The sequence below is a fragment of the Pseudoalteromonas sp. bablab_jr010 genome (genome assembly GCF_016464105.1).
GTDB classification, from domain to species: domain Bacteria; phylum Pseudomonadota; class Gammaproteobacteria; order Enterobacterales; family Alteromonadaceae; genus Pseudoalteromonas; species Pseudoalteromonas simplex.
On the sequence record NZ_JACDWV010000199.1, the window covers coordinates 156,904 to 179,021 of the forward strand.

Here is a 22,118-nt window from a genome sequence, read left to right on the forward strand (position 1 = left end):
ACCATGAAAATTACTGATACTAGCGTTAAACGCCCCGTCTTTGCGATCGTAATAAACCTGTTGTTACTTACCTTTGGTTTGGTGGCATTTTCTATGCTACCACTGCGCGAATACCCAGATATTGAAACACCGATTGTTAGTGTGAGCACTGATTACACCGGCGCCAGCGCAGAGATCATTGAAACTAAAATCACCCAAGTACTCGAAAACCGCATTTCGGGTATCGAAGGCATTAAAAGTATTAACTCGTCGAGCCGAAATGGCCGCTCAAACATCACCATTGAGTTTAATATCAGCCGCGATATCGATGCCGCATCAAACGATGTACGCGAACGTGTAGCCCGAGCCCTTGATAGCTTACCTGAGCAAGTTCGCCCGCCAGAGGTCTCTAAGTCAAACAGTGATGAAAGCCCTATTGCCTGGTTCGTACTAAACAGTACTACCATGGATTCATTACAGTTATCTGATTACGCACAGCGCTTTATTGTTGACCGATTAGCCGTTGTTGATGGTGTCTCTAACGTACGCGTGGGTGGCGAGCGTAAATACGCCATGAAAATTTGGTTAAACCGTAAAGCGATGGCTGCACGCGGTATTACCAGTAGCGATATTGAAAACACCTTACGCACTGAAAACGTTGAATTACCCGCCGGTGAAATCGAATCTATCGACCGTGATTTTACAGTACGTACCGCGCGTAGTTATAAAGATCAGCGAGATTTTAGAAACTTAGTGATCAAACGTGGTGATGATGGCTATTTAGTACGTTTAGGTGAAGTGGCTGATGTTCACCTAGAAGCTGCTGACGACGAAAGCTTATTCCGTGGTAATGGCCGTAATATGATTGGTTTGGGTATCGTCAAGCAAGCCAAAGCCAATACCCTAACCGTGGTTGATAATGCCCGCGCAGAGCTTGAAAAAATTAAGCGTAACCTGCCAGAAGGTACCACCATTCAAGACAGCTATGACTCATCTATTTTCATCAAAGAGTCTATTGATGAAGTATATAGAACCCTTGGGATTTCAATGGCGCTGGTTGTATTGGTTATTTACCTATTCTTAGGCAATATTCGCGCAACCCTAGTGCCTGCTGTAACCGTACCAGTGGCGTTAGTGGGTAGCTTTATGTTCTTGCTCGCTATGGGTTACTCAATCAACTTGTTAACTCTTCTGGCACTCGTGCTTGCTATCGGTTTGGTAGTGGATGATGCGATTGTAATGCTTGAGAATATTCACCGCCGTATAGAGCTGGGTGAACCACCACTGCTTGCTGCATTTCGTGGTGCCCGTGAAGTTGGCTTTGCGATTATTGCCACCACCCTCGTACTGATTGCGGTGTTCGTGCCGCTAGTGTTTATGGATGGCCGTATTGGTGCCCTATTCACAGAATTTGCGATGGCAGTAAGCGCCGCAGTGTTCTTCTCTAGTATTACGGCATTAACACTTTCTCCAGCGCTTTGCTCTAAAGTATTGAAAGCTTCAGAAAAAGAAAGCAAGTTTAGCCAGTGGATGGATAGAACCTTTAACAAAATCGAAAACGCCTATCGTAACTCTCTGGCTTCAAATATGGGCCGTAAGTGGAGCTTGCTACTGACTATGATTTTGGCTGGTGTTGCCAGCTTTATGCTATTTCAAAAAGTGCCATCAGAGCTTACGCCAAAAGAAGACCGCGGTACTTTCTTTATCATGATGAGTGGTCCTGAGGGCGCAAGTTATGAAAATAACGCTGCAAACATGGCAAAAATTGAAGAACGTTTAATGCCTTACTCTGAATCTGGTGAATTAAGCCGAGTGCTTGTTCGTGTACCTGGCTGGGGTGGCCAAGGTGGTGTTGCTATCATTGGTATGGCCGACTGGGATAAGCGTAAGCGCTCAACATGGGAAGTAATGGACGAAATCAGCGGCAAAATGACTGAAGTGACCGATGTGCGTGCATTTGCAATTATGCGCCGTGGTATTGGTGGCGGTGGTTCATCTCGCCCGATTGAATTTGTACTGCAAGGTAACGATTACGACCAACTAGCCGATTGGCGAGACCGTATCATTGAGCGTGCTGAGAAAAATCCTGGCTTGGTAAGAATCGATCACGATTACAAAGAAACATTCCCGCAGTTTTTAATCAATATTGATAAAAACAAAGCCGCTGATTTAGGGGTTTCTGTATCAGATGTAGGCCGCACACTCGAAACCATGTTAGGCCAACGCCGCGTAACGACCTTTATCGACCGTGGTGAAGAATACGATGTGATTTTAAAAGGCACCAAAGAAGACTTTGCTAATCCGACTGATATCTCAAATATCTATTTAAAATCACGCAGTGGCGAATTAGTACCGCTTGATAGCTTAATTAGCTTAAAAGAAGAAGCCACAGCATCGCGTTTAAACCGTTATAACCGTATGCGCGCAATTACGTTAAGTGCGAACTTAGCAGATGGTTATACCCTAGAAGAAGCGCTTAACTTCTTAAATCAAGTTGCAGCAGAAGAAAACGACATCGACGGTGCAATTGACTACAAGGGTGAATCCCAGCTGTTCTATGAAGGCGCATCGGCAATGACCTATGTATTCATACTGGCATTGACAGTCACCTTCTTAGTACTTGCAGCCCAGTTTGAAAGCTTTATTCACCCATTTGTGATCATGCTTACTGTGCCACTTGGTTTAGTGGGAGCATTATTTGGTTTGTGGTACACCGGACTTACTCTTAATATTTACAGCCAAATTGGTATTGTAATGCTGATAGGTTTAAGTGCGAAAAACGGTATCTTGATTGTTGAGTTCGCCAACCAACTGCGCGATAAAGGCGTTGAGTTTAACGAAGCGATTAGCCAAGCTGCTACGCAGCGTTTACGCCCAATTATTATGACCTCATTGACCACAGTAATGAGCTCGGTACCGCTGGTTCTTGCAAGTGGCCCAGGCGCAGAAAGCCGCATGGTAATTGGTGTGGTGGTGTTTACTGGTGTTATTGTTGCAACCTTACTTACCTTATTCGTGGTACCTGCAGCATACAGTGCACTTGCTCGAAATACTCAGTCGCCTGAGTACTTACAAAGCAAGTTAGAACAACAAGCAAAAGACAAGCCGTTAGAAGAAATTTAAAACGCACTTTATTGATACAAAACGCCGTCTTTACGGCGTTTTGTTTTTTCGGCTATAGTCAGCAAAACGATAAGGGAGTTTAATATGGATAACAACATACAAATAGCCACTTTTGGCGGCGGCTGCTTTTGGTGTATTGATGCCGCATTTAGACGTGTGAAAGGCGTGCTTAATGTCAGCTCTGGCTATGCAGGCGGTGAGATTGAAAACCCTAGTTATCAGCAAATTTGTACTGGCTTAACGGGTCACGCTGAGGTGGTTCAGCTCGATTTTGACAGTAGTATCGTGAGCTATAACACCCTGCTTGAAATGTTCTTCACTTTACACGATGCCACACAATTAAACCGCCAAGGTAATGATGTCGGCACTCAGTATCGCAGTGTTATTTACTATCATAATGAACAGCAAAAAGCAGAATCTCAAGCCATGATTGATGCTTTACAAAAGCAAATTCGTGAGCCGGTTGTCACCGAGCTGAGTCCGCTTACAAACTTTTACCCTGCAGAGCAGTACCATCAAGACTATTACAATGAAAACCCAAATCAAGGTTATTGCAGTATTCTTATTGCCCCAAAGCTTGCAAAGTTCGAACAGTATTACGCAGCTAAACTTAAATGAAAAAAGCCCGCTAAGTAGGTAGCGAGCTTTTAAACGCAGAACTAATAATTTTCCTTATTATTAGAACTGATAACGGGCACCTACAAACAAGCGACGCTCGGCCGTGTTGTAATAATAAAATTCGTCGTTGATGTAATCACCATCTAGGTCTGTACCATAGGCATCAACGGCGTTGTACTCTTTATCGAATAGGTTTTCTACACGAAGTGACACTGTTAAGTTGTCAGTCGCTTGGTAGTGACCAACTAAATTCCATAACGTATACGATGGTAAGTGCGTTAACTTGCCATCACGATCACCACGGTATTGCATATCGATACCAGCATCAAAATCACCCCATGCTTTGTTTAATGACCAATTTACACTGTGATTTGACACATAGGTTAGTGACTGACCTGTCTCAGTATCTTCCGCTGAAAGGTAGGTAAAGTTAAAGCTGTGATCAAAGCCAAACACTTGGTTTTTAAAGCTAAACTCAACACCTTCGTGGCGAGCTTCGTTTATATTAGTTGGGATCCACTGCCCTGATGCATTTGGTGCCCAAGCGATTTTGTTGTCGATTTCGCTGCGGAAAATCGCAATATCAAGGCTGATATCATTCACATTGAGTGATAAGCCAAGCTCTTGGTTATCTGATGTTTCAGGGTTTAACTCTGGGTTACCTGAGCCTGGGTAATATAGGTCATTAAATGTTGGAGATTTAAAACCTGTGCTTTGACTTACGCGGAATGTCGCGATGTCATTTAAGTGATAGCCAACAGCTGCAGTGTAAGTTGTTTCATCACCAAACTGCTGATCATCATCTTGGCGAACGGTTAGGTTTGCCAGCACGTGTTCGTCGTCATAATAAGCGCCAACAAACGCAGCGAATACTTCACGGCTGTCTTTTAAATAAGTACCTGAGTTAGTGTTCACTTCATCTTTATACCAATTCAGACCGCCACTAAGAGTCAGTGCTTGATTGAAAAAGTATTGGCCATTGTAATCAATTTGCTCACGCTCAGTTTCAAACTTATCAACCACCGTTGCACCCGTGTAATCAATGCGTGAGTCATCTGAGCTATCACTTGATATGGCAATATCAATGGCATGACTGTGTTTTTCGAAAGCCTTTTTCCAACCTAGTGAAGCTTGGTAATTTTCGAACTCGCCTTTTTCTACGGTGCTGTCTGCAGGGCTATAAGCACTATCGTATTTTGCTTCGCCTTCTGAGTATTGTGCTTGCGCTAAAAACTCACCTAACTGCTCATTTTGATAACCAAGATTAAAGCCAAGGTTTTTGTTCTCGTAGCCGTCTTCATCTGGCGCTAAGCCTTGCAGAACATCAAAACCATCTGTTTTTTCATAACCGGCATTAACGGCAACATCAACACCTGCAAACTGACCACCTGTCGCTACTTGGTACTCTTGGTAAGAGTCTGAGCCAAAAGTAACATCTAAGGTCGTGTTTTGTGCTTTACGGGTAATGATATTAATTACACCAGCTAGCGCATCAGAACCATATACAGCTGCACGTGAGCCTTTAATTACTTCAACACGCTCAATACTGTTTAAAGGAATATTGCTAATACTTTTATAGCCAAGTGTTGCAGAGCCTGTGCGTACACCATCAATTAAAATAAGTGTATGACGAGAACTTGCACCACGTAATGACACACCAGAGCTTTGCCCAAAACCACCATTGGCATTAATTTGAAAGCCTGCTTGAGTGGCTAGTAAGCTTGGTAAGTCACGAACATAGCTTGCTTCAATATCAGCGCGGTCAATGACAGTAACGCTGGCTAATACATCATTAATTGATTGTTCGAATTTATTGGCAGAAACTGTGATGTGCTCGATTGATTGCTCGTCAGCAGATACAGAAAAAGACAACGCAGCAGCAACCGCTACGCCTAACGCAGATTTATTTAGCATGATATCCCCTAGCCTGTGCCCACCGCACACGCGAATAGTAAGTTACTTCAAGGCCGGTCTCCGGACTCTGTACATGCATGGCATCTACATTACCGTTGCGGGGGCAGTGTTGGCATTGTTTTCTCCCTGAAAACGCACCAACTTCCCGATTATCTTGCGACTATTTCACCCTTTGAAATAAAACGTATCTGAAGATACAGCAAGCACCTCGAAAATAGGCCGTTATTGTGATGATTTTGGGGAGGAAAGTCAATGGACGGCTATACTTCTAAACTAAAGTTTTAAGTCTAAAGCTTCAAGCTGCAAGTTAAGTGCTAAGGTGTAAGCCTAAAGTAAAAAAGCCAATCAGCATGGCTGATTGGCTTTTATAAAACAATGATTACCAGAAATACTCATGGGGTTTCGAGTTTCCTAACGGAAAAACAATTCCTTCTGGGTCAGCACCATTAAGCACAAGCTTACAAAGAGCTTTATTTAAACGTCTTCTTGGCTTGGTCATCGTCATTTTCACCCACCAACTTGGTGTTTGTTGGTAAAAATAAGTACTGTGTGGGCCTGTGTATTTTCTGTTTATTTTACCGTGTTTATTACGATCTATTGCTTTGTTTTTTACTGACATAAATATCCTCTAGCTGAAAATAGCTAGAAGATATCTTTTTCTCTGTAACCTAATATTTGTCTCAAAATACACTCCTTGTAAAGTTCAGAAACTTGTAGGCTTATAGCTTAAAACTTACAGCTTAAAGCTAAAAACATAGAGTATTAATCGCGGAAGTTTTTGAACTGGAATGGTTGACCTAAATCAGCAGTACGAACAACTTGCATTGCTTCTTGTAAATCATCACGCTTTTTACCAGTTACACGTAATTCTTCACCTTGAATAGCAGCTTGTACTTTGATCTTTGAGTCTTTGATTAACTTAACGATTTTCTTCGCTACGTCTTTTTCGATACCTTGCTTAAGAGCAACGTCACGCATTACGTATTTACCGCTACGCGACTCATCTTTAAGCTCAAGGCTAGATACATCTAAGCCACGCTTTGAAATTTTCGCAGCAAGAATGTCAAAAAGTTGCATAACTTGTTGTGGTGCTTCTGCTTTTAACTTGATTACTTTGTCACTTAGTTCGATTGATGCATCAACACCACGAAAATCAAAGCGTGTCTCTAGTTCACGCTTTGCATTATCTACTGCATTCTGCGCTTCGTTCATTTCTACTTCAGAAACAATATCAAATGAAGGCATGGGGTTCTCCTAACATAGTCTTTTTTAAATTCATTTATGGTTGGCAATTATAACGCTTATTTGTCGATTCTTTCTATTTTTATCCGACTTGTTCAGGTGCGATGCAAAAATTGTTTGTTATACTGGCCATTCAATTTCGGCATTTTTAGGGTTTATTGTGACAAGGCGTGTTTACCAAGTTATCTTTTTAGCCAGCATTATTGGCTTTACAATTTTATTTGCCAAAGAAATTAAAGGGGTGAGCAACCTCTTTCCACACGTTGATAAAGTGGCGCATTTTGGTATTTTCTTTGTACTGGCCATGGTGATGGACAAAGCCTTTAAATTGCCACTTATGGTGCAAATTTTACTGTTAGCCGGATATGGTGCAGCCATAGAATTTATGCAAGATATGCTGCCTTATCGTCAAGCTTCGGTTGGGGATTTTGTCGCTGATTTTATCGGTGCAGTTAGCTACTTTATCATTAAACTTGGTTTTCATTTAGGTAGTAAACAACGTAATGGCTAACATTTTAATTGTTGGCGACGGTGCGATTGGCTTATTGTTTAGCCATTTTTTATCTGCACAACATGACATTACATTACTGACCCGTAAGCCAACCCTGACCACGCGTTTTTATCAAGCGAGTAATGGTAAATCACACCCGATTAAAGCTCGCCTTATACATCACAAAGAGCTAAGCCAATCCGCCCCCTTTGACTTGGTGTTAATAACAGTAAAAGCATTCCAGGTGCAAACAGCCTTTGGGCAAGTAAAGCCTTATCTCAGTAAAACATGCCAAGTCGTTATTTCTCATAATGGCATGGGTAATGTTGATGAGCTGAATGCTCAGCTTTTAAAAACGCAAGGGTTGGCGTTTTTAACAACGCGTTTAGCTGGTTTTAAAACAACGCCTTATAGTGTGAGCCATACAGGTGATGGTGAAAGTGTGCTAGGTGCATGTAATGCGGCTGCATGTGAAAACCTCGGTGAACTTAAGCAGCAGTTTAGTTACTTACCACACTTTTCTGTGAGTGATGATATTCACTCATTGCGATGGCAGAAACTGTTAGTGAATATTGCTATTAACCCGTTAACAGCGATTCATAACGTAAAAAATGGCCAGCTACGTGCACCGCAATTTAGCACGCGTATTATTAATTTACTTAATGAGGCGTGCCTGGTAGCCAAAAAACAGGGGGTTAAAGTAAAACTCAGCGAGGCGCTGGATCAAGCCTACTCTGTGATGACAGCCACCGCTGAAAACTTTTCTTCTATGCAACAAGACATCAGCCATAATCGAGAATCTGAAATTGATGCAATTTGTGGTTATGTGTGCGAGCAAGGCGCTAAGTTAGGAATAAAAACCCCCTATAATCAAGCACTGCTCAGCATGATAAAAATAAAAAGTTAAGCTACAAGGGGAAAGTTCTCGTAATGATTTCAGGTATTAAAAAGCGCGAACATTTCGCGCTTTTATCAGTATCTCTTACGGACGATACACTTTTACGTTGCTAAAGCCTTCTTCGTGCAAGATCAGCGCTTGTAGCTGACTCATCACACCTTTAGCACAATATAAGTAATATTCTTTATCTTTTGGTAAGTCACCAAATTTAGTTGCTAAGCGGAAGAAAGGTAAATGTACAACTTCAATACCTTCAAGTTCTAGTGGGTTTGCGTCTTCTTCTTCAGGTGAGCGAATATCAACAACAACCGCCCCTTCAGGTAAATCAGATACAGACTCAGCTTCTTTCACCTCTTCTTTTGCTTCGGTGTCGATATCGCGAATATCCATCACACGTGCATTTTCAACAACTGTATTTAGCACGTCGAAGTCAAACTTAGCTTCTTCGGCAAGAATAGTTTTGATTTTAGCTTTAACCGTTGGCTTTTTAGAAATGACGCCACAGTATTCAGGCATGCTTTCTGCCATCTCTGCTGTGCCGATTTGACGCGCAATATTGATAATATCTTGCTTGTCGTGTTGGATTAACGGGCGAATGATTAAAGTTTCCGTCACACGGTCAATCACACTTAGATTAGCCAATGTTTGGCTTGATACCTGACCAATACTTTCGCCAGTCACTAGCGCTTGTACACCTAGTTTTTCTGCAACTTGGCTACCGGCACGCATCATCATACGCTTAAGCACAACACCCATTTGGCTGTTTTCAACATTCTCTAAAATCTCAGCAACAACAGGTTCAAAATCAACAGTAACAAACTTCACTTTGTGAGTAGAGCTGAACTGTTTCCAGATATAATAACTCGCCTGCTTAACACCGATTTCGTGAGCCGCACCACCTAAGTTAAAGAACAAGAAGTGAGTACGTGCACCTTTACGGATCATTTGGTAGCTAGCAACACCAGAGTCAAAACCGCCCGACATAAGCGATAATACATCTTCTTGTGTTGGCAACGGGAAGCCCGCCATACCTAAGTGAGTTTGAGTTACAATATATGCTTTATCATCACGTACTTCTAAGCGAACAGTCACTTCAGGGTGAGATAATTTAACGCGTGCACCTTCAACATGCTGGTTTAAACCACCACCAACGTAGCGCTCTACATCGCTCGATGTGAAATCATGCTTACCAGAACGTTTACATCGCACACAGAAGGTTTTGCCTGCAATCGTGTGGCCGATTAGTTCAAGTGCTTTTTGGTAAATATCGTCAATTGAGTCGAAGTCTGTTTCTGTTACTTCAATAAACTGTACGATACCTGGAATGCGTTTTAAGCCATCGATAATATCTAAGCGAACTTGCTCAGATTCTAGCAAGCTAACAACAGAGATATTGTCCCAGTTGTTTCTTACCTGCACTTTTTCGTCAACACGACGCAAAACGATCTTAATGTTATTTTCTAATAACTTGGTAAAACGCTTACGAACAGATTTACTCTTGATCGCGATTTCAGGGTGTAATTTGACGATAAATTTAAGCATAGTTCACTCTTAGACTGTGGATTTCACACGCCCTAAGGTATAGCAACCTCAAGGGCGCGCGATTATAACAAAAATTATAGCGTCTAGGAAATAAACTGCTTTGCGGGGTTATTGTTCGCTTTGCTCTGTTTCAGCAAGGGCTAAATACTTTGCCCTTAATTGATTTACTTGCTCTAAGTGTTGCTCGGTGCAATGGGCTTTTAATAGCAGCAATACCTTTAAAATACCGTTATAAATATCGGCTCTGGCAAGTTCGCCGCTTAAGCGGCGAGCTTTGATGTAAGGTGTCCAAAAGCTCACGGTCATTTTAAGCATATGCGCAAGCTCTGTGACATCTTCGTCTTCAATACAAATGATACCGCCTTCTCGTAATGCAAAAAGTACCTCTTTTACTTGCTCCAAAAGCTCAGCTTGAAACGCAATGTAGCCTTTTTTCAGCTCTTCATCACGAGATAAAATATCGCCTAAGTTGTCGTAGAAAAACTGAAAACGCCACATAAGTTCAAATAGCGAATCAAGATAGCCCGCTAGGTTTTCTAGTGCATCATCGTCAGGAGTCAGTGGTTTAAAGTGGGTATGTAAATGGTCGCTATACAAAGCAAATATGTGGCGAATAATATCTTCTTTATTTTTAAAGTGATAATACAAGTTACCTGGGCTTATCCCCATGTGCGAAGCAATATGGTTAGTTGTTATGGCACGCTCACCGTGGCGATTAAATAATTCGATGCTGGTGTGTATGATCTTGTCCTTTGTGCTCATAGCCTATTTACTCTGTTTTTTATGATTATTACGGTCCCCAGCCGAGCAGTATAAACAAATGCGCGACAATTAAATACTACCTTGAAAAATATTAACCTCAATCGGCTTAGTACCTTATATAGGTGAAGGTTCCTAATCCGATACGCGTATTTTCTAAGCTGCATAGTCGAGAAAACACTGTTAATATAGCAAGCAAATTTATAAATCGCTGATAGTTATGAACGTTACTGCAATCTATCCGGGCACTTTCGACCCACTTACAAATGGCCATACAGACCTAATTCATCGCGCGGCAAAAATGTTCGATAAAGTGATTGTTGCCATTGCGCATAATCCTAGTAAACAACCCTGCTTTACCCTTGATGAGCGTGTTGAACTTGCTAATAAGATTTTGGCGCACCTTGATAACGTGAGTGTAATTGGTTTTTCTGGCTTATTGGCTGATTTAGCTCGCGACCATAAAGCCGAAGTGCTTATTCGCGGTATTCGTGCTGTGTCTGACTTTGACTATGAATTTCAGTTAGCTAATATGAATCGTCGTCTAAACCCTGATCTAGAAAGTGTATTTTTAACACCAGCAGAAAAGAATTCGTTTATATCATCAACTCTAGTTAAAGAAGTTGCACGCCACAATGGCGATGTGAGCGAGTTTGTTGACCCTATTGTAGCCAAAGCCTTACAGGATAAAATTCACGGATGAAATTAAAAAAGTTCATTAGCTTAACTGCATTACTAATGATCTCTGCGCCAAGTGTTGCTGGGCCATGGATAGAAAGCGACGACCCACTGCTTCGCGCTTCAATCGAAATGCTATTTAACCAAGGCATTATTAAACAGCCTATTAATAGCTACCCATTAATGTGGCAAGGTATCGCACGGGACCTAGACGTTGCCAATACCAGCCAACTTGATGAGCAAAGCTTATTTGCGTACCAGCATGTAAAACATGCTCTTGATAATGCAAAGCAAAAAACTAGTTCAGGTATTCGCCTAAACTACAACAGCGAGCCACTGTCTCAGCAAGGGTTTGGTAAACGCCACCAGCAAGAAAGCGGTGTAAATAGTTATGGTTCAATCACAGGGAAGCGTGTTAGCGCTAAAGTCAGTGTAAATTACGCCGATGACGCCCTTGATAAGCAGCATGTTACTTACCAAGATAGCTATTTAGCCATACTTCTGGGTAATTGGTCACTTAGTGCAGAGCAAGTAAGCCATTGGTGGGGGCCAAGTAACGATAACGCCCTACTACTATCAAATAATACGGCGCCAATGAAAGGCGTGCGCTTTACCAGAGCAAATACACAATATGTAGGCCCAAGTTGGTTATCATTTATCGGTAACTGGCAGTTAACGGGTATTTACGCCAAACAAAAGCCATATCTAAATAGCTCAGATGACGGTGACTTTTGGGCGCTCCGATTTGCAAGTACGCCATTAACAGGCCTTGAAATAGCAATTAACAGTGCAGGCTCTGATTATTTAACTAACTTAGAAATTGACCCTGTTACACTCGAAAGCAGTGAATCAACACACCGTTTAACTAGCTTAGATGTTAAGTACTCAACCTCTTTAGCGGCGCAACCTGTGGCATTTTATGCTGAAGTAATGGGTCGAAATGAAAGTGGTTTAGCACCGAGAGAGCCATTTTATACGCTGGGTGTTGAAAGCTATTTTGGCTCGAAAGAAAGTCTATTAAAAAGCTACTTTGAATACTCCAATACAGAGCAAACTTGTGAGCAAATTAGTGATTGCGTATATGGCTCTGGTAGCTATACACAACGCTCACGTTTAATCGGCAGCTCAACACCACAACAAAGTAAATCGGCTATCCTAGGCGCCTATTACCATACTCTAAACGGTTATGGTGGCCATGCTAAGCTTCGTTGGATTGAAAGCGAAGCAGCGCAAGCTGAGCTCGCATCAGATATGAGTCAGCTGCAGTTAGAACTCGGTTATCAACAATCTGTCTTTAATGGTCTGTGGAAAGTGACGGGGCTTATTTCAAAAGATGAAATAGGCGATGAGTCAGAAACAAACACAGCCCTTAGAACCAGTTGGGAATTCCGTTTCTAACTAATGAGGTCAAGCTGGTTCAGCTTGGCCTCGAACTCGCCTATATAGCTTCACAAGCCCTAGAAAATCTTTATTACTGAAAAGGGCGATGAGCATCATGATATCCATCAGATTCACAGTGATACTGTAAACATCCCAAAACCACCAACTTCCAGTATAAGCATAGTTAATATCGAAATACATGGCTAAAAACAGTGATGAATTGACGAGAAGCCCAGTGTACACATAAAGCTTAGCTGGAGCCTGTGCAAGATTTCGCTTTCGAGCAATTAACCATACAATTAGCAGAATTGTTAAATCAGATAGCGCCCATATGACATAGGCAAAGCTTGAATCTAACATATCATAACCAAGCGCGATATTGAGTAATGGGTCGCTCATCATGTAAGAAATAAACAGTGCAAGTGAGATCCACATCACTGTTTTGTCACCATTCGGTACAGATGATTTCTTTACCATGTTATAAAGAAACGACATCAAAAACCCCCACATGATGAATGCTGCGAGGTATACTCCAAAGTTGTCTTGGATTAGTTTAAGCATGAAGTAAGTCTTAAAATTTAGCTACTCTAAAAATACTACGAGTTTCATTAAGCGTTAGTAAGGTGTTCAGGTTTATCTAAAAATGACGCTCTAATTTTATATTTCATAAGACGGCAAAGTTTATGCAAAAGAAAAAAGTCGCGATTCGTAATCAATGCAATGAGCATAATTATATCAACGGTATTTACTCCAAACGAATAGATACTCCAGAGTGCCCAAGGTGTTCTGTTTTCGATAACAAAAATATCTAAAAATATACTAATCATCAAAGTTGCGTTTAAAAGCAACCCGAAGACAATGTAGTAGATCGCATTAAAAGTGCCTATTTTTGTAATGCAAATCCACGCTAAAATTGTTGTTATGGTTAGCAGGTCGAAATAAAACCAGTTTAGATAGCTATAAATAGATAAGTTAAAAATACCACTTAAAAAGTATGAAACCATCATTATAAACGCCAAAATAACTAAGCGTTTATCAGGTTTATTAATGTGGGTCACTAAATTAAAAAGAAAAGCCATTAAGAACCCCCATTCAATGAAAGATCCTATCAAACTTCCGACAAAGTCACTTATGTACATGGCTGTTATTATTAAGCTAATTTATGAGTCTTTGCAGAAGCAAAAACAAAGTTTTTCAATTTATTTAAGAATAGAAAGTCGCGATCAACAATTAGAGCAATAATCATTGTAAAGTCAACTATATTGACTCCGAGAGAATACACATCCCATAAAATCCAATGAGTGGTATTTTTATAAACTTCAACGTCTAGGTAAACAGAAAGGAACAAAATTGTGTTAATTATCAAGCCTACAATAAGATAAATAAATGAAGGCGTAGTACGTTTTACAAAATAGAAAGAAACAACCAAGAATGTAAGTGTAGCTAGATCATAAAGAGCCCAATCTAGAAAAGTAGTAGCAGTATAAGTTATCCAATTGAAAAAATAATCCCCTCCTAGATAGGAGAGCATCATTATAAATGAGCTTAAGAGCAACGTGGTTTTTCTTTTATTTTCATCTATACAATAAACAAAAATATTAAAAAAGAACGCCATTAAAAATCCCCACGCACTCATTGCGGATAGGGAAAAAAAACCTAGTTGCTCTATAAAAGACATTCAGTTCCTAGTACTCTTTCTTGCTAGGTGGGAGCATTGCACCACCGCCACGTTGAATCTCTACACCACCTGATAAAGACAGCGCTTCTTTTGATAAAGTTACTGTATCAGATTGCAGGGTTTTATTACTAGTAGTTTGTTCCAAAGCAGGCTTTGTTTGTTGCATTTGGCTATAAGCTTGCATTTGCAATTGGCTATTGTTTGAAACTTGCATAAGTTAATTCCTTTAAGTTAATTGTTTTTTCAGTGTAGCTTACAATAGCTTGTAAGCTGAGTTAAGCGTTCTCATTTTTTTGACGCTTTTTTATACTTCATCGCGACGTTGCCACCGCATTGATAATAAAAGCAATTAACGATCCAACTTTTACAAAAGTTGATCATTTTGATCATAAAAGTCAGTAAATCTAAATTTCAGACATAAAAAAACGCACAGGGGTAACCGTGCGTTTTTCCTATCCAGGGAAAATTAAGCCACGTGTTTACACGGGATCACCGCGCTATTACTTGGCTTTAAAATATATTCCATTGCCACTTCATCGCAATTATCTTTACGAAGGCAAAGCTCACAATCTTTGATCACTTTTTCTGGCAAACTGTCTTTGCTACAAAAGCTGAAACCTTGGCTTGCAAAAAATTCTGGCACTCTTGTCAGAACAATTACCCGACTAAGCGCCAAGCTTTTGGCTTTTTTTAGCAAATGTTCAACAAGTTGACGTCCCTGCCCGGCAATTCGTGATTCGGGGTCCACCCCGAGCGAGCGAATTTCAGCAAGGCCAGTATCGTAAATATAAAGCGAGGCACAGCCAGCAACTTGGTTTTCAACTTCAGTGACAGCAAACTCATTAATTGAGTGAATCATGTCGCTTTTAGCTCGTGGTAGGTTTTCACCTACCGTAGCCCAATGCTGAATAAGCTTAGCGATAGACTCAACATCATTTAAGGTTGCGTCACGTACCGCTATTTGCTGTTTTTTTTTGCGTATTTGATGGCACTTGTTACTTGCTCGAGAGAGGTACCACCCTGCGCTTGTCTTGCTTTAATACAGGCGTCTATTTCTAATACAGGATATACATCTGATTCGAAAATGCTATGCACTGACTTAAATTGCTCTAAACTTAAATCTTCTAAGTTATTCCCTTGTGCAATAGCCATTTGCACGAGCGTACCAACAATGTGATGACCTTCCCTAAATGGAATACCTTTAGCCACTAAATAATCAGCAAGTTCAGTCGCATTTGAGTGACCACCTTTTGCAGCTGCTAATGTTTTATCTGCATTAACTTTAATGCCTTTGATACACGCTTGCGCCATATGAATACATGCCAGCCAAGTTGGCATCGCATCAAATAAGCCCTCTTTGTCCTCTTGCATATCTTTATTGTAAGCAAGTGGTAGCGCTTTAAGTGTCATCATCATGGCACTGAATGCGCCAAAAACGCGGCCAGTTTTACCACGAATTAACTCTAGTGCGTCTGGGTTTTTCTTTTGCGGCATTAGTGAAGAGCCTGATGTTACCCCATCAGAAAGCTCAATAAAGCCCGCTTCACCCGAATTATAGAAAATTAAATCTTCGGCCATACGCGATAAGTGAATCATCGAAATCGATGCACAGCTTAATAGCTCAACCACAAAATCACGATCTGATACAGCATCAAGGCTATTGCGTGTGGCACCATTAAAGCCTAACCCTTCGGCAAGCATTTGCCTATCAATTGGGTACGCAGTACCGGCTAATGCACCGCTACCAAGTGGGCAATAGTTCATACGGTTTTTGGCATCGCTTAAACGGCTCTCATCACGCTCAAGCATTTCAACATAAGCCATACACCAATGACTAAATAACACAGGTTGTGCACGCTGTAAGTGTGTGTAACCCGGTAAAATAGTGCCAAGCTCACGCTCAGCTAAGGCAATAAACTCACCTTTCAGCTCTGCGATTGCTGCAAGGATATGCTCAGCTGTATCACGACACCACAAGCGGAAATCTGTTGCAACTTGGTCATTACGACTACGACCAGTGTGTAACTTTTTAGCAAGGTCACCCACTTTATCAATCAGTGCTGATTCAACATAAGAATGAATATCTTCATGCCCTGCTACAGCAACTGCTTGTGGGTTTGCTTTAACTTCATCTAACAGCTTATTAAGTGCTGCAACTAAGTCATCGTATTCTTGCTGGTTTAAAACGTTTACTTGTTTTAACGCCCCAGCCCAAGCAACTGAACCAATAATGTCTTGCTCTGCAAGTTGATAATCAAAAGGAAGTGAATCGTTGAATTGTTTAAACGCTTCATCTGGACCCGTAGAAAAACGTCCGCCCCATAGTGCCATTGAACTGTCTCCAAATTCGGCTATTGCCCTGCAATGCAGGGCAATAATTAAATTACTTTTTCGTTAGTGCTGAGATTCTGCTTGAAAGCGAGAATAAACGAATGAAACCTTCTGCATGAGATTGGTCATATACATCATCTTCGCCGAAGGTTGCGAAATCTTCGCTGTATAAGCTATTCGGTGATTTTTTCTGTACCGCAGTGACTTGGCCTTTATAAAGCTTAAGTACTACTTCACCCGTTGCTAACTTAGACAGTGATTCAGCACCTGCAAGAATCGAGTCTTTTAATGGCGTAAACCAACGACCATCATAGACTAAATGAGAGAACTCACCACCAAGCACTTCTTTCCATTTACGGCTTGATTTATCTAGCACTAACTCGTCAATCGCTTGAAGAGCTGCCATGATCACAGTGCCTCCAGGTGTTTCATAACAGCCACGCGACTTCATACCCACTAAACGGTTTTCTACGATATCAACACGACCCACACCATGCGGCGCAGCAATGTCATTTAATTTAACTAAGCAGTCATATGGTTTTAATGACTCACCGTTAACAGCAACCACTTCACCTTCAACAACGTTTAATGTTACATATTCTGCTTCATTAGGTGCTTGCTCTGGCGAGTTAGTCCATGTCCATACTTGATCACTTGGTTGGCACCATGGATCTTCAAGCTCACCACCTTCGTGAGAAATATGCCAAGCATTCGCATCACGGCTATAAATTTTCGTAGCTGACGCAGAACACGGAATATTACGCTCAGCTAAGTAATCAAGTAATGATTCACGGCTTGATAAGTCCCACTCACGCCATGGTGCAATCACTTTTAGATCTGGTGCAAGGGCTGCGAAACATGACTCAAAACGCACCTGATCGTTACCTTTACCAGTACAACCATGTGAAAGCGCATCAGCACCTACTTTACGGGCAATTTCAACCTGCGCTTTAGCAATGATTGGACGCGCCATAGACGTACCTAGTAAATAAGTGCCTTCGTAAATAGAACCCGTTTTTAAAGTTGGGTAAATATAATCACTGACCATTTCGCCTTTTAAGTCTACGATATGGCATTCCGACGCACCTGAAGCAATGGCTTTTTCTTCAACGCCTTCAAGCTCCTCTGCGCCTTGGCCTACATCAGCGACAAACGCGATTACTTCACAGCCGTAGTTTTCTTTTAACCATGGCACGATTGCCGATGTATCAAGACCACCAGAATAGGCTAATACGACTTTTTTAATTGAACTCATTGGTGTTCCTTAAACAAAATTTGGATTTAATAATGTGACAAGTAGAGCGTTTTGCGCGTGCATACGATTCTCTGCTTGTTGAATAATTTTTGATGCTGGACCATCCATTACCTCAGAGGTAATTTCAAACTCACGATGCGCTGGCTGACAGTGAAGTACAGTCTGCGCACCGGTTTTCTCTAATAGGGCTTGGTTAAGCTGATAAGGCATATATTTAGCTTTTACCTGCTCAAGCGGTGTTTTATCACCCATTGAAACCCAGGTATCAGCATAGACTGCATTTGCGCCAACTGCCGCCTCAATTCTGTCACTCACCATAACAGACGCACCATTCATTGCTGCAATTTGCTCTGCTTGCTTAAGAATTTGCGAATCTGGCGAACTGCCTTTAGGACAAACTGCAACAAAATCAGTGCCTAAATTGGCTGCTAATAGCATTAGAGAGTGTGTGACGTTGTTACCTTCACCTAAGTAAGCAAGCTTTAGTTTGCTAACATCGCCATGCACTTCTTGCAGCGTTAAAAAGTCAGCAAGTGCTTGGCATGGGTGATATAAATCACATAGGCTATTAACAACAGGCACCGATGAATATTCAGCAAGTGTGGTCAGTGTTTTGTGCGCATTCACGCGAGCAACAATGCCATCAGCCCAAGTTGAGATATTAAGAGCAAAATCTTTAACCGATTCACGAGCGCCCATGGCACCATTTTGTGAATCTAAATAAACTGCGTGACCACCCAGTTTATTAATACCAATATCAAATGATAAACGAGTACGTAAACTTGGCTTTTCAAACAAGGTAACCACTGATTTGCCCGCTAATGCTTGGCTGAAGTCTGTTGGGTTTGCTTTAATTTTTTGCGCTAAGTTTAGTAATTTAAGTGCGCCTTTTTGGTCTAATTCAAGACCATTTAAGAAATTTTTTAACATGAAATACCTATGGTGTAATTTTCGTTCCTACATGCTCGCCTTTTAATAAAGCGACTAAGTTCTCTGGCTTCAGCCAGCTTGAGATATACACACCACGTCGTAAATGTTGGGCAGCAAGAAGGCTGGTCTTTACTTTGACCTCCATCCCGCCCTGAATAACTCCTTCAAGGATAAGTGTTTCGATTTGCTGCGTATTAAGTTGATGTAGTGGCTGCTTATTGGCATCAAGCACAGCCTCTACATCTGTCATAAAAATAAGTTCTGCATTAAGCTCTTTAGCGATAGCCGCTGCAGCTTCATCTGCATTGACGTTGTACCATTGGCCATCTTCCCCAAAACCAATAGAGCTCACTAGAGGTAAACGACCTTGTTCAAGCATGCTAGGTAGCACGCTGTCACAACTACCTGAGCACTGACCTACTTGCGCCAATACTTTAAGTTTTTCAGATACCAGTACACCCGCTTCATAAAGGCTTAAACCAACAGGTTTGTGGCCAGCGCTGATTGCTTGGCTCATCAATTGTTTATTGGCACAACCGGCAAGAGCACCAACAATATATGGCATTTGCTCATTTGGGCTGATACGTAAACCTTGATGTTTTGCAGTTACAAAGCCGGCGTCTTTAAGCCAAGCATCAACCAAGGCACCACCACCATGAACAATAACAAAGTTATCTTGTTCAGAGGCTAAAACATCAAAAAGCGCTTTTGCGGCATCTGCGCTATTTAACACAGCACCACCGACTTTAATGATCCAAGTTTTCATTACAGCGCTCCTACCAAACCAGTGTGGTGAGGTTCACCCATGGCTAAATTAATACACTGTAATGCTTGCCCAGCTGCGCCTTTTAGAAGGTTATCAATCGCTGACATAACGATGAGTTGCTCACCTTTTTGCTGCCATGCAATATCAACAAATGGTTGTTTAGCGACGCCTTTAATGCTTGGAATTTTATTGCCAAGTAAACGAATTAACGGCTCGTTAGCTAACACTTGATACGCCGCGCTCACTTGCTCTACTGTTACGCCTGGTTTTAATTGCACATAAATAGTTTCTAAGATTCCGCGAGGGAAATTACCTAAATGTGGGGTGAATAACACAGGGTGACCAAGGTGCTGCTCAATCTCAGGTGTGTGTCTGTGGTTAAACAAGCCATAAGGAGCAAGTGACACTTCGCAAAAGTGCGTGTTAACACTGGCTTTTCTGCCAGCGCCTGTAACACCTGACACCGCATTAACAATAATGGCTTGATCAGCTAATAGCCCTGCTTCTTTAAGTGGTTTTAAAGAATTAAGAGCCGCTGTTGGGTAACAACCCGCTACAGCTACAAGGTCCGCTTTACTAATTGCATCGCTATTCCATTCGGCTAAACCATACGCTGCTTGCTCTAAAAGCGCAGGGTGTTCATGTGCGAAACCGTAATAAGTCAGGTAATCCTCATTCCCAGCTAAACGGAAACCACCAGATAGGTCGAATACTTTTTTACCCATGGCTAAAAATTTCGGAGCAAGATCAACACTGACCTTGTGATCAGTACACAGGCATACATAGTCAGCATTGCTTTCGATATCTTGGAAAGCCTCAGCTGTTAGAGGTTGTAGTGGATACTCTAACAATCCAAGGTGCTCAGGGTATAAATCGCTTAATAATTTGCCTTTATCTAAACTCCCTTCAGACACATAACATGCTTGTAGGGTCAGTTTGGGGTGCTTAGCAACTAAACTTGCTAGCTCTGCGCCGCTATAACCACTTGCGCCAATAATCACTACATTCATTGCTTACTTTTACCTATTAAATCTGTTTATCGATACGCCTAAAATTACTCGCTCAATTGCGAATAAAAACACTGTCTAAAGTAATCAAATCAGGTTATCGTCGTTTCGTGTTCATCGCACAGCTTTACTAATATTTATGCTCAAAAAGTGAATTGATATTCATCATAAATACTTTTATATTGTTATGCAATTAGATTGAATAATTATTTTTGGATTTTTTTATGTCGCTACCCTCTTTTATATCTATGTATCAGCAGCTAATTGCTGCCCCTTCAATTAGTGCGATTGAAGATTCTTTGTGCATGAGCAATAAAGGGGTAATTACCTTGCTCGCAGACTGGTGCGAAAGCCTGGGTTTTACATGTGAAATAACAGAGCTTGAAAACGGCAAAGGCCGTTACAACTTATTAGCTAAACGCGGTAAAGGAGATGGCGGTTTAATGCTTGCAGGTCATACTGATACTGTGCCATTTGATGATAGCCGCTGGAACTACGATCCATTTAAACTCAGCGAGCATGACAATAAACTATATGGCTTAGGTAGTATCGATATGAAAGGCTTTTTTGCCTTTGTACTACAGGCTATCAGCGAGCTTGATGAAACTAAGCAAACAGAGCCACTTTTAATCCTAGCCACAGCCGATGAAGAAACCACAATGGCAGGTGCGCAACAAATTTGCCGTCACCCAGACTTAAAACCAGCGCGCTGTATTATTGGTGAGCCAACAGATATGACGCCGGTATTTACTCATAAAGGTCATATGAGTACAGCCATTAGAGTAATTGGTCGCTCAGGCCATAGTTCCGATCCTGAACGTGGTTTAAACGCCATCGAAGTCATGCATAAAATGATTACAAAATTGTTAATCATCAAAGAAGAATTAAAGAATAAATATTCAGTTGAGCACTTTGAAATTCCGTACCCTACTTTGAACCTTGGTCATATTCATGGTGGCGATAATGCCAACCGCATTTGTGGTTGTTGTGAAATGCACATTGATATGCGGCCTTTACCTGGTTTAAGTGTGCAAGAACTACAAGCGATTTTGCTAACAGCCGCAGAAGAGATTAATGCCCAATACCCAAATGCAGTGAGCGTTATCGACATGCATGAACCTATCCCAGCATTTAGTGGTAGCACTGATACAGCACTTGTAAAGCTGGCCGAAAAAATCTCAGGTCAACCCGCTGTCGCTGTAAACTATTGTACAGAAGCCCCTTTTATTCAACAGCTTGGCTGCGAAACCATCGTCATGGGGCCCGGCTCAATTAACCAAGCCCACCAGCCAGATGAGTTTTTGGCGATGGAAAAAATTAAACCATCACAAGCGATTATCAGTAACATGATTAAAGCAAGCTGCTTTAGTTAATATACCCAAACCACCTCAAGATGCGAGTTTCAGTTGGAATTAAAAGCGATTTAGGCAAGGCATTGATTGCAAGTAATAGTGGTTCTATTGTTAAAATCAATAACGCAGTATAAATCGCTTTTAAACCAACCCTTCGGGCGCTTCACAGGCACTTA

General features: G+C 41.4%; 20 protein-coding genes, 1 pseudogene and 1 riboswitch. Of the genes and pseudogenes, 7 read left to right on the forward strand and 14 right to left on the reverse strand.

Annotation, left to right across the window (positions count from 1 at the left end; translation table 11 throughout):
* The first annotated feature begins 3 nt into the window (after window positions 1-3).
* Together JIG37_RS20435 and msrA are read left to right on the forward strand one after the other, a co-directional pair.
* Window positions 4-3,102, forward strand: a complete 3,099-nt coding sequence (locus JIG37_RS20435) for an efflux RND transporter permease subunit (RefSeq protein ID WP_058585800.1) — start codon at window positions 4-6, stop codon at window positions 3,100-3,102.
* A gap of 84 nt (window positions 3,103-3,186) precedes the next feature.
* Window positions 3,187-3,720 carry a peptide-methionine (S)-S-oxide reductase MsrA gene (gene msrA, locus JIG37_RS20440; RefSeq protein WP_199530174.1) on the forward strand — a complete coding sequence of 178 codons (534 nt, stop codon included), beginning with the start codon at window positions 3,187-3,189 and terminating at the stop codon, window positions 3,718-3,720.
* A gap of 60 nt (window positions 3,721-3,780) precedes the next feature.
* On the opposite strand, the gene JIG37_RS20445 is transcribed toward msrA, so the two are convergent.
* The 3 genes from JIG37_RS20445 to JIG37_RS20455 all read right to left on the reverse strand — a co-directional run bounded on the left by JIG37_RS20445 (window position 3,781) and on the right by JIG37_RS20455 (window position 6,879).
* The gene (locus JIG37_RS20445) at window positions 3,781-5,634 is read right to left on the reverse strand and encodes a TonB-dependent receptor (protein WP_138599676.1); all 1,854 of its coding nucleotides are present in this window, start codon (window positions 5,632-5,634) and stop codon (window positions 3,781-3,783) included.
* Between the two features lie 33 nt (window positions 5,635-5,667).
* Window positions 5,668-5,822, reverse strand: a riboswitch (cobalamin riboswitch).
* 191 nt (window positions 5,823-6,013) lie between these two features.
* Window positions 6,014-6,253 (reverse strand): hypothetical protein, encoded by a 240-nt coding sequence (locus tag JIG37_RS20450; protein ID WP_054551105.1) that lies wholly within the window; start codon window positions 6,251-6,253, stop codon window positions 6,014-6,016.
* Window positions 6,254-6,396: 143 nt separating this feature from the next.
* Window positions 6,397-6,879 (reverse strand): YajQ family cyclic di-GMP-binding protein, encoded by a 483-nt coding sequence (locus JIG37_RS20455; protein WP_054551104.1) that lies wholly within the window; start codon window positions 6,877-6,879, stop codon window positions 6,397-6,399.
* Between the two features lie 157 nt (window positions 6,880-7,036).
* Between JIG37_RS20455 and JIG37_RS20460 the strand changes: the two genes are divergently transcribed.
* Together JIG37_RS20460 and JIG37_RS20465 are read left to right on the forward strand one after the other, a co-directional pair.
* A complete protein-coding gene (locus JIG37_RS20460; RefSeq protein ID WP_055021578.1) occupies window positions 7,037-7,387 on the forward strand; it encodes a VanZ family protein in 351 nt (116 codons plus the stop codon).
* The gene (locus JIG37_RS20465) at window positions 7,380-8,273 is read left to right on the forward strand and encodes a 2-dehydropantoate 2-reductase (protein ID WP_199530175.1); all 894 of its coding nucleotides are present in this window, start codon (window positions 7,380-7,382) and stop codon (window positions 8,271-8,273) included. The genes JIG37_RS20460 and JIG37_RS20465 overlap by 8 nt, the downstream gene beginning before the upstream one ends.
* Window positions 8,274-8,348: 75 nt before the next feature.
* On the opposite strand, the gene thiI is transcribed toward JIG37_RS20465, so the two are convergent.
* Window positions 8,349-9,806, reverse strand: coding sequence for a tRNA uracil 4-sulfurtransferase ThiI (gene thiI, locus JIG37_RS20470; protein WP_062566412.1), 1,458 nt, complete (start codon window positions 9,804-9,806; stop codon window positions 8,349-8,351).
* Between the two features lie 108 nt (window positions 9,807-9,914).
* Window positions 9,915-10,568 (reverse strand): TetR/AcrR family transcriptional regulator, encoded by a 654-nt coding sequence (locus JIG37_RS20475; protein WP_138619258.1) that lies wholly within the window; start codon window positions 10,566-10,568, stop codon window positions 9,915-9,917.
* 217 nt (window positions 10,569-10,785) lie between these two features.
* Between JIG37_RS20475 and coaD the strand changes: the two genes are divergently transcribed.
* Entirely contained in the window at window positions 10,786-11,268 is a 483-nt protein-coding gene (coaD, locus tag JIG37_RS20480) for a pantetheine-phosphate adenylyltransferase (RefSeq protein WP_054551099.1), read from the forward strand.
* Window positions 11,265-12,641: a capsule assembly Wzi family protein gene (locus JIG37_RS20485; RefSeq protein ID WP_199530176.1), complete on the forward strand. Its 1,377-nt coding sequence runs from the start codon at window positions 11,265-11,267 to the stop codon at window positions 12,639-12,641. Before coaD ends, JIG37_RS20485 begins: the two co-directional genes overlap by 4 nt.
* Window positions 12,642-12,650: 9 nt before the next feature.
* Here JIG37_RS20485 and JIG37_RS20490 read toward each other — a convergent pair whose 3' ends face one another.
* The 9 genes and pseudogenes from JIG37_RS20490 to argC all read right to left on the reverse strand — a co-directional run bounded on the left by JIG37_RS20490 (window position 12,651) and on the right by argC (window position 20,593).
* The gene (locus JIG37_RS20490; protein WP_166340586.1) at window positions 12,651-13,184 is read right to left on the reverse strand and encodes a hypothetical protein; all 534 of its coding nucleotides are present in this window, start codon (window positions 13,182-13,184) and stop codon (window positions 12,651-12,653) included.
* Between the two features lie 47 nt (window positions 13,185-13,231).
* Window positions 13,232-13,702, reverse strand: a complete 471-nt coding sequence (locus JIG37_RS20495) for a hypothetical protein (protein ID WP_199530177.1) — start codon at window positions 13,700-13,702, stop codon at window positions 13,232-13,234.
* A gap of 71 nt (window positions 13,703-13,773) precedes the next feature.
* A complete protein-coding gene (locus JIG37_RS20500) occupies window positions 13,774-14,301 on the reverse strand; it encodes a hypothetical protein (RefSeq protein ID WP_199530178.1) in 528 nt (175 codons plus the stop codon).
* A gap of 7 nt (window positions 14,302-14,308) precedes the next feature.
* Window positions 14,309-14,515, reverse strand: a complete 207-nt coding sequence (locus JIG37_RS20505) for a hypothetical protein (RefSeq protein ID WP_199530179.1) — start codon at window positions 14,513-14,515, stop codon at window positions 14,309-14,311.
* Window positions 14,516-14,767: 252 nt separating this feature from the next.
* Window positions 14,768-16,632 (reverse strand): annotated as a pseudogene (argH, locus tag JIG37_RS20510) (argininosuccinate lyase).
* Window positions 16,633-16,684: 52 nt separating this feature from the next.
* Window positions 16,685-17,887, reverse strand: a complete 1,203-nt coding sequence (locus JIG37_RS20515) for an argininosuccinate synthase (RefSeq protein WP_166340583.1) — start codon at window positions 17,885-17,887, stop codon at window positions 16,685-16,687.
* Between the two features lie 9 nt (window positions 17,888-17,896).
* A complete protein-coding gene (locus JIG37_RS20520; protein ID WP_054551090.1) occupies window positions 17,897-18,817 on the reverse strand; it encodes an ornithine carbamoyltransferase in 921 nt (306 codons plus the stop codon).
* Window positions 18,818-18,824: 7 nt separating this feature from the next.
* Window positions 18,825-19,583, reverse strand: a complete 759-nt coding sequence (argB, locus tag JIG37_RS20525; protein ID WP_138599667.1) for an acetylglutamate kinase — start codon at window positions 19,581-19,583, stop codon at window positions 18,825-18,827.
* Window positions 19,583-20,593, reverse strand: a complete 1,011-nt coding sequence (gene argC / locus JIG37_RS20530) for an N-acetyl-gamma-glutamyl-phosphate reductase (protein WP_166340582.1) — start codon at window positions 20,591-20,593, stop codon at window positions 19,583-19,585. Before argC ends, argB begins: the two co-directional genes overlap by 1 nt.
* A gap of 221 nt (window positions 20,594-20,814) precedes the next feature.
* On the opposite strand from argC, the gene argE reads away from it, so the two are divergent.
* Window positions 20,815-21,963, forward strand: a complete 1,149-nt coding sequence (argE, locus tag JIG37_RS20535) for an acetylornithine deacetylase (protein WP_194441810.1) — start codon at window positions 20,815-20,817, stop codon at window positions 21,961-21,963.
* The last annotated feature ends 155 nt before the right edge of the window (window positions 21,964-22,118 follow it).

Excerpts from the sequence above, each read along its gene's own strand:
- JIG37_RS20465 (WP_199530175.1), top strand. The coding sequence starts at position 7,380 with ATGGCTAACATTTTAATTGTTGGCGACGGTGCGATTGGCTTATTGTTT.
- JIG37_RS20435 (WP_058585800.1), top strand. The coding sequence starts at position 4 with ATGAAAATTACTGATACTAGCGTTAAACGCCCCGTCTTTGCGATCGTA.
- JIG37_RS20515 (WP_166340583.1), bottom strand. The coding sequence starts at position 17,887 with ATGAGTTCAATTAAAAAAGTCGTATTAGCCTATTCTGGTGGTCTTGAT.
- JIG37_RS20495 (WP_199530177.1), bottom strand. The coding sequence starts at position 13,702 with ATGGCTTTTCTTTTTAATTTAGTGACCCACATTAATAAACCTGATAAA.
- JIG37_RS20520 (WP_054551090.1), bottom strand. The coding sequence starts at position 18,817 with ATGTTAAAAAATTTCTTAAATGGTCTTGAATTAGACCAAAAAGGCGCA.
- JIG37_RS20475 (WP_138619258.1), bottom strand. The coding sequence starts at position 10,568 with ATGAGCACAAAGGACAAGATCATACACACCAGCATCGAATTATTTAAT.
- JIG37_RS20490 (WP_166340586.1), bottom strand. The coding sequence starts at position 13,184 with ATGCTTAAACTAATCCAAGACAACTTTGGAGTATACCTCGCAGCATTC.
- msrA (WP_199530174.1), top strand. The coding sequence starts at position 3,187 with ATGGATAACAACATACAAATAGCCACTTTTGGCGGCGGCTGCTTTTGG.
- JIG37_RS20450 (WP_054551105.1), bottom strand. The coding sequence starts at position 6,253 with ATGTCAGTAAAAAACAAAGCAATAGATCGTAATAAACACGGTAAAATA.
- argE (WP_194441810.1), top strand. The coding sequence starts at position 20,815 with ATGTCGCTACCCTCTTTTATATCTATGTATCAGCAGCTAATTGCTGCC.
- JIG37_RS20455 (WP_054551104.1), bottom strand. The coding sequence starts at position 6,879 with ATGCCTTCATTTGATATTGTTTCTGAAGTAGAAATGAACGAAGCGCAG.
- JIG37_RS20445 (WP_138599676.1), bottom strand. The coding sequence starts at position 5,634 with ATGCTAAATAAATCTGCGTTAGGCGTAGCGGTTGCTGCTGCGTTGTCT.
- coaD (WP_054551099.1), top strand. The coding sequence starts at position 10,786 with ATGAACGTTACTGCAATCTATCCGGGCACTTTCGACCCACTTACAAAT.
- JIG37_RS20505 (WP_199530179.1), bottom strand. The coding sequence starts at position 14,515 with ATGCAAGTTTCAAACAATAGCCAATTGCAAATGCAAGCTTATAGCCAA.
- JIG37_RS20485 (WP_199530176.1), top strand. The coding sequence starts at position 11,265 with ATGAAATTAAAAAAGTTCATTAGCTTAACTGCATTACTAATGATCTCT.
- argC (WP_166340582.1), bottom strand. The coding sequence starts at position 20,593 with ATGAATGTAGTGATTATTGGCGCAAGTGGTTATAGCGGCGCAGAGCTA.
- thiI (WP_062566412.1), bottom strand. The coding sequence starts at position 9,806 with ATGCTTAAATTTATCGTCAAATTACACCCTGAAATCGCGATCAAGAGT.
- argB (WP_138599667.1), bottom strand. The coding sequence starts at position 19,583 with ATGAAAACTTGGATCATTAAAGTCGGTGGTGCTGTGTTAAATAGCGCA.
- JIG37_RS20500 (WP_199530178.1), bottom strand. The coding sequence starts at position 14,301 with ATGTCTTTTATAGAGCAACTAGGTTTTTTTTCCCTATCCGCAATGAGT.